The following is a 6,785-nucleotide window of genomic DNA, read 5'->3' on the forward strand; positions in this document are numbered from 1 at the left end:
GGCCAGGGCGAGATGCATCTGCGCGTCGCGCTCGAAAAGCTCGCCGGCCGCTATGGCGTCACGGTGACGAACAAGACCCCGCAGGTCGGTTATCGCGAGACCATCCGCGGTCAGGCCGGGGCGCGCGGCCGGCATCGCAAGCAGAGCGGCGGCCATGGCCAGTATGGCGACGTGGTGATCGAGGTCGCGCCGCTGCCGCGCGGGGAGGGCATCCAGTTCGTCGACAAGATCACCGGCGGCGTCGTGCCGCGCCAGTATATCGGCTCGGTCGAGGCCGGCATGCGCGATTTCTGTGAGAAGGGGCCGCTCGGCTTTCCGATCGTCGATGTCGCGGTGATGTTGACGGACGGCTCCTATCACACCGTCGATTCCTCCGACATGGCGTTCCGGCAGGCGGCGCGCCTCGCCATGAGCGAGGCGATGCCTCAGGCGAAGCCGGTTCTGCTCGAACCGATCCTCTCTGTCGACGTGGTGATTCCCTCCGAGGCGATGTCGCGGGCCTCCGCCCTGATCTCCGCCCGGCGCGGCCAGATTCTCGGCTATGACACGCGCCCCGGCTGGCGCGGCTGGGACCAGATCAAGGCACTGGTGCCGGAAGCCGAGATGACCGGGCTGATCGTCGAATTGCGCTCGGCCACATCGGGGGTCGGTTCGTTCAGTGCGCGCTTCGACCATCTCGCGGAACTCGCTGGCAGGCCGGCCGAGGCGGTGGTCTCGGCGCAGGCGCTCGCCCTCGCGCAAGGGCGCTGATCTCGCCATTCAAGCCCATCTCCCGCCGGGAGCCGTCATTCGGCTCCCGGTTCGGGCTTGATTTCGTGCCATGTGGACTGTTTAGATATAAACATTCTGCTGCTTATGGTGACCGGCGCTTGCACTGCCGGCCGCTGTTTCGCACTGTACAAACATGAAAATGCACCGGAACCCGCCTTCCAGGGCGGCTAACCGGGCGAGAGGGAGGGAAATATGACTGCGACCGGCGCCACGCAGGCCAGGAACGCCTTGCGCCCTTGGCTCGCGCATTATCCGCCGGCCGTTCCGCCAGAGCTCGACGAGGCCAAGATCGGGACACTGGCGGACCTGATCGGCTCCGCCTGCTCGACCCATGCCAACCGCCCGGCCTTCGAGAGCTTCGGCAAGACGATCACCTTCGCCGAGACGCGCCGCGCGGCCGAAGCCTTTGCCGGCTGGCTCCAGGCCAAGGGCCTGAAGAAGGGCGACCGCGTTGGCCTGATGATGCCGAATATCCTGGCCTATCCGGCTGCGATCTTCGGCGTGCTGCTCGGCGGCTTCACCGTCGTCAACGTCAATCCGCTCTATACGGCGCGTGAATTGACCCACCAGATCAACGATGCCGGGGTGCGCGTGCTCGTGGTGATCGAGAACTTCGCCCATGTCGTCCAGGAGGCGAAGCCGAATCTGAAGCTCGATGCCATCGTCATCGCCACGGCCGGCGACCTGATGGGATTCAAGGGCAGAATCGTCAATTTCGTCGCGCGCCGGATCAAGAAGGTGGTGAAGCCGTTCGATCTTCCGGGGGCGATCGGCTTCCAGCGGATCCTGCAGAGCGGGGCCCGAATGACGCCCGTGACGGTCGTGCCGGAGGACGTCGCCTTCCTGCAATACACCGGCGGGACGACCGGTGTCGCCAAGGGCGCGACGCTGACGCATCGCAATGTCGCGGCCAATGTGCAGCAGGCCGGCTTCTGGCTCGAATGGGTGCTGGAGCCGCCGCTCGGCCGCAGCGACTACCAGCATGTCATGGTGACGGCGCTGCCGCTCTACCACATCTTCGCGCTGACCTGCTGCTGCATGTTCATGCTGCGCATCGGCGCCAAGAGCCTGCTGATTGCCAATCCCCGCGACATCCCCGGTTTCATCAAGACGCTGAAGGCGAGCCGCTTCACGCTCTTCTCCGGGGTCAACACGCTCTACAATGCGCTCGCCAACCACCCCGAGATCAGGCAGGTCGACTTCTCGGAAATGCGCTTCGCGGTCGCTGGCGGCATGGCGACCCAGGCCGCGGTCGCCAAGCAGTGGAAGGCCGTGACCGGGCGCCCGATCATCGAGGGCTACGGGCTCTCCGAGACCTCGCCGATCGCGACGATCAACCGGCCCGACCTGACCGAGTTCAGCGGCACGATCGGCTATCCGATTCCTTCGACGGATGTCGCGATCCGCGATGCCGAAGGCAATGACATGCCGCTCGGCGAGGCCGGCGAGATCTGCATCCGCGGGCCGCAAGTGATGGCGGGCTACTGGAACCGCCCGGACGAGACCGCCAAGGCGATGACGGCCGACGGCTATTTCCGCAGCGGCGATGTTGGCGTCATGCTGCCGGACGGGCAGGTCAAGGTCGTCGACCGGATGAAGGACATGGTCCTGGTCTCCGGCTTCAACGTCTATCCCAACGAGGTCGAGGACGTGCTGGCCTCGCATCCGGGCGTGCTGGAATCGGCCGTGATCGGCCTGCCCGACGAGCATTCCGGCGAGGCGGTGACCGCCTTCGTCGTGCGCAAGGACCAGACGCTGACGGCGGATGCACTGCGGGCCTACTGCAAGGAGAACCTGACGGGCTACAAGGTGCCCAAGCAGATCTTCTTCCGCGAGAGCCTGCCGAAGACCAATGTCGGCAAGGTGCTGCGCCGGGCGCTGCGCGAGGAGGTCGTCGCCAAGCGCTGACGCTGGGCGACGGTCGACAGGCGGGCGAGCGACGTGTCATCTCTTGCAGGTCTTTGCGACGGCGGGTGACCGTCTCGTGCCGCCGGGGATCATCGCCGCTTGCCTCATCGTCTCGTCGAACTGCCCCTGCTGCGCCGCCTGAAGCCCGGCCTCCATGTCTACGAGGAGGAGGCGCTGAATGCCGAGCCGGCGCTCGCGCTGCTCGACGAGCCGATCACGCCGGTCGATTCCTTCTTCATCCGCAATAACGGTCACCTGCCGGAGATCGACGAGACAGGCTGGACGCTGACGATCGACGGCGAGGTCGAGCGCCCGGCCGTCTGGACCGTCGAGGGCCTGCGCCAGCGCTTCGAGACCGTCACGGTCACCGCTGTCCTGGAATGCGCCGGCAATGGCCGCTCGCGCTTCTCGCCGGCGACCGACGGGTTGCAATGGCGGCTTGGCGCCGTCGGCTGCGCGCGCTGGACCGGAGTCAGGCTGGCGGATGTGCTGGAACATGCCGGCCCCAGGCCGGGTGCTGTCTATACCGCGCATCACGCGCCGGACCGGCAGATCGGAAAGCCGGAGAAGGCTGCGCTCTCGCGCGGCCTGCCGATGGCCAAGGCGGTGGCTGCGGAGACCCTGATCGCCTTCGCCATGAATGACGAGCCCTTGCCGCGCCTGCATGGCGGACCGTTGCGCATCGTCGCGCCGGGCTATCCCGGTTCGGCCTGGCAGAAATGGCTCGACCGGATCAGCCTGCGCGATATCGAGCATGACGGCGAGAAGATGCGCGGGACGGATTATCGCTTGCCGATTCGGCCGGTCCGTCTCGGCGAGCCGCTCGACCCTGAGAATTTCGCTGTCATCACCGACATGCCGGTCAAATCGCTGCTCACCGCACCGCTCGACGGCTTCGTGGTGAAGCAGGGTGAGGCACTGAAGGTCGCCGGCTTCGCCTGGAGCGGTGCGGTGCCGCTGGAGGCGGTCGCGATCTCCGGGGATGGTGGCGAGAGTTGGCAGGATGTCGCATTGCAAGCGGGCGAGGGGCGCTTCGCCTGGCGGCGCTTCGAGGCGGAGATCGTTGCCGGACAGTCAGGACCGTTCGTCGTCATGGCGCGAGCGCGCGATGCCGAGGGCGGCGTCCAGCCGCTGGAGCCAGTCTGGAACCCACGTGGATATTGCAACAATCAGGTCCAGTGCGTGCGCGGCTCGATCGTCGCCTGAGGTTTTGAACCTTTTGGCGGGTTGCCGCGTCTAAGGGTTGGGTCTGCCATTTCGGGCATGGCTCTGCCGCCTCGGTCACTCCTCCTCCCATCGGCGACCGAGGCGGCTTTCTCTCCCGATCCACCAATCTTCGGTCGAACAAGCTCGTCATGCTCGGGCTTGACCCGAGCATCTCCGGCCGGAAGCGGCGCCCTATCCTGCAAGAGATTCTTGGGGCGCTGCGCCCGGGAATGACGGGGCCGGTCAGGCCGCCAGCAGCGCCTTGCCGTCGGCAGAATGACCGGTGACTGGCATGATCTCACCCGGCGCGATGTCGCGGGCGAAACGAACCAGCGTGAAATCCTCGGCCCGGCCGGTATTGCCGCGTTCGGTCAACACGCTGAGCGGGCGGCCAATGCGCTCGGCGAGATGCCGCGCCTGCGCCGCTCCTGCCGCTGCACGCAGCCGCGCGGCGCGTTCCGAGACGATCTCTCCCGAAAGCTGCGGCATCCGCGCGGCCGGCGTGCCCGGGCGGGCCGAGTAGGGAAAGACATGGACGAAGCTGAGCCCGCAGGCTTCGACGAGATCGAGCGAGCGGGCGAACATGGCCTCGTCCTCGGTCGGGAAGCCGGCGATGAGATCGGCGCCGAAGACGATATCGGGGCGCAAGGAGCGGATCTCGGCGCAGAAGCGAATGGCGTCGTCACGGCTGTGGCGGCGCTTCATGCGCTTGAGGATGAGGTCGTCGCCGGCCTGAAGGGAGAGATGCAGATGCGGCATCAGGCGCGCCTCGGTCGCCAGCAGGTCTCGCAAGGCGTCGTCGACCTCGACGGCGTCGATCGAGGAGAGGCGCAGGCGCGGTAATTCGGGCAGGGTCCGCAGGATTGCCCCGGCGAGCGCACCCAGCGTCGGCTCGCCGGTCAGGTCGCGGCCGTAGCTGGTGAGGTCGACCCCGGTCAGGACGATCTCGCGGGCGCCGGCTTCCAGCAGCGTGCGGCACTGCGCGACGACATCGGCGATGGCGAGCGAGCGCGAATTGCCGCGTCCGAAAGGGATGACGCAGAAGGTGCAGCGGTGGTCGCAGCCGTTCTGGACCTGGACGAAGCCGCGCGTATGGCTGGCGAAACGGCCGGTGACCGGCGCACGCATGGCGGTGTGGGCCATGATGTCGCCAACATCGAGCTTGTCCGCGGCAACGGTGTCGGGGTGGCCGAGGCTGTTGGAACGGGCAAGTGCCGCCCAGTTCTCGGGACGCAGCTTCTCGTCATTGCCGAGGACGCGATCGACCTCCGGCATCGCGGCGAAGCGGGCGGACTCGATCTGCGCGGCGCAGCCGGTGACGATCACGGGCCTGTCCGGCTGCTCGCGCTTGAGGCGACGCACGGCCTGCCGCGCCTGCCGGGTCGCCTCGGCGGTGACGGCGCAGGAATTGACGATGGCGGCGTGTTTCAACCCGGCGGCTTCCGCCTGGAGCCTCAGTGCCTCGCTCTCGACGATGTTGAGGCGGCAGCCGAAGGTGGCGACCTCAAGGGCCATCAGGCGGCGCTCGTGAACAACGCCGGATCGAGCGTGCCTTCCCATTCGAACTCGACCGGGCCGGTCATCAGGACATGGCCGTCGCGCTCGCGCCATTCGATGGCGAGATCGCCGCCGGGCAGGCTGACGGTGGCCTTGCGGGCGGTGAGCTCGCGGCGCACGCCCGCGACCAGCGCCGCACAAGCCCCCGAGCCGCAGGCCTGGGTGATACCGGCGCCACGCTCCCAGACGCGCAGCACGATATGGTCGGGCGCCTTGACCGCGGCGAGCTCGATATTGGCGCGGTCGGGGAATATCGGATGGTTCTCGAGCAGCGGGCCGATCTGCTCGAGATTGTAGGCATAGGGGTCTTCGACGAAGAAGACCGCGTGCGGATTGCCCATGTTGACGGCGCAGGGCGTGTGCAGGATCGGGTTATCGATCGGCCCGATCTGCAACTCGAAGCGGCTGGTGTCCTCGAAGGGCTCGGCCAGCGGGATCTGGTCCCAGGCGAGGCGCGGGGCGCCCATGTCGACGGTGAAGACGCTCTTGCCTTCGCGGACGGCCGGCAGCAGCCCAGCCTTGGTCTGGAGCGCGAGCCGGGTCTTGTTGTGATCGCCCATCTGCGGGTCGGCGATCATCGCCCAGGCGACGCAGCGTGTGCCGTTGCCGCAGGCGCCGGCTTCCGAGCCATCGGTGTTGTAGATGCGCACGAAGGCGTCGGTGCCGGGCGTCGCGGCATCGTGAAGGACCATGAGCTGGTCGAAACGGGCGCGGGGCTCGGAGGCGATGGCGCGGGCCTCGCTTTCGCTGATCACATGCTTGCTGCCGCGCAGGTCCAGCACCGTGATCTGGTTGCCGAGCCCGTTCATCTTCAGGAACCGGCGATTGGCCAGAGCGTTCATTTGGTCACACGTCCCGTGAATAGTGGGTCTATGGCCGAGGCGACGTGAAAAAGCCACCCTCGTCCCCGTTCCTGAGAGAAGGTGGACATTCTATGTTGCGCCGCAAGGGCGCGAATCGGATGAAACTCTAAGGCCGTGACAATGCGTGATTCTCGGCGGTATTTGCGGATTTGTGCTCTGGCGCTTGCCGGCTTGACGAGCCTGTCGAGCGGAATGGTTCTCGCACAGACGCGCGTGGCGCCGCCGCCTGCCGTCGAGTCCGCGCCTCTCGCCCCGCCGCCCGGCGCCAGCCCTGCCCAGATGCCGTCGGCTCCGGCGCAGACGCCGCCTGTGCCCGTGCCCGATTCCCAGCCGGGGCCGCAGCCGGTCCAACCGGCTCCGCCGCCGCCGAACCCGGTTACGCCGCAGCCGATGCAGCCCGCGCCGACGCTTCCGGGGCCGGCCGAGCCGCAGCCGATGCAGCCCGCGCCGACGCTTCCGGGGCCGGCCGAGCCGCAGCCG

At 67.5% G+C, this 6,785-nt stretch carries 4 protein-coding genes and 2 pseudogenes; 4 read left to right on the forward strand and 2 right to left on the reverse strand.

All coding sequences use genetic code 11. The features are described from left to right. The 3 genes and pseudogenes from Q0Q02_RS22615 to Q0Q02_RS22625 all read left to right on the forward strand — a co-directional run. A pseudogene (locus Q0Q02_RS22615) lies at positions 1–750 on the forward strand (elongation factor G); the annotation flags it as partial. Between the two features lie 213 nt (positions 751–963). Next, positions 964–2,679 carry an AMP-binding protein gene (locus Q0Q02_RS22620; RefSeq protein WP_293812930.1) on the forward strand — a complete coding sequence of 572 codons (1,716 nt, stop codon included), beginning with the start codon at positions 964–966 and terminating at the stop codon, positions 2,677–2,679. Between the two features lie 99 nt (positions 2,680–2,778). Continuing rightward, positions 2,779–3,885, forward strand: coding sequence for a sulfite oxidase (locus tag Q0Q02_RS22625; protein WP_293812932.1), 1,107 nt, complete (start codon positions 2,779–2,781; stop codon positions 3,883–3,885). Between the two features lie 243 nt (positions 3,886–4,128). Here the strand turns inward: Q0Q02_RS22625 and mtaB are convergent, their stop codons facing one another. Together mtaB and dapF are read right to left on the reverse strand one after the other, a co-directional pair. Further along, positions 4,129–5,400 (reverse strand): tRNA (N(6)-L-threonylcarbamoyladenosine(37)-C(2))-methylthiotransferase MtaB, encoded by a 1,272-nt coding sequence (gene mtaB / locus Q0Q02_RS22630; protein WP_293812934.1) that lies wholly within the window; start codon positions 5,398–5,400, stop codon positions 4,129–4,131. Continuing rightward, on the reverse strand, positions 5,400–6,284 hold the full coding sequence (dapF, locus tag Q0Q02_RS22635) for a diaminopimelate epimerase (RefSeq protein WP_293812936.1): 885 nt from the start codon (positions 6,282–6,284) through the stop codon (positions 5,400–5,402). The genes mtaB and dapF overlap by 1 nt, the downstream gene beginning before the upstream one ends. A 213-nt stretch (positions 6,285–6,497) precedes the next feature. On the opposite strand from dapF, the pseudogene Q0Q02_RS22640 reads away from it, so the two are divergent. Then, positions 6,498–6,785: pseudogene (locus Q0Q02_RS22640) on the forward strand (OmpA family protein); the annotation flags it as partial.

Origin of the sequence: uncultured Allobosea sp. (assembly GCF_945956895.1) — a bacterium.
Classification (GTDB): Bacteria; Pseudomonadota; Alphaproteobacteria; order Rhizobiales; family Beijerinckiaceae; genus Allobosea.

Coding starts and splice junctions, on each gene's coding strand:
- dapF (WP_293812936.1), bottom strand. CDS start 6,284: ATGAACGCTCTGGCCAATCGCCGGTTCCTGAAGATGAACGGGCTCGGC.
- Q0Q02_RS22620 (WP_293812930.1), top strand. CDS start 964: ATGACTGCGACCGGCGCCACGCAGGCCAGGAACGCCTTGCGCCCTTGG.
- mtaB (WP_293812934.1), bottom strand. CDS start 5,400: ATGGCCCTTGAGGTCGCCACCTTCGGCTGCCGCCTCAACATCGTCGAG.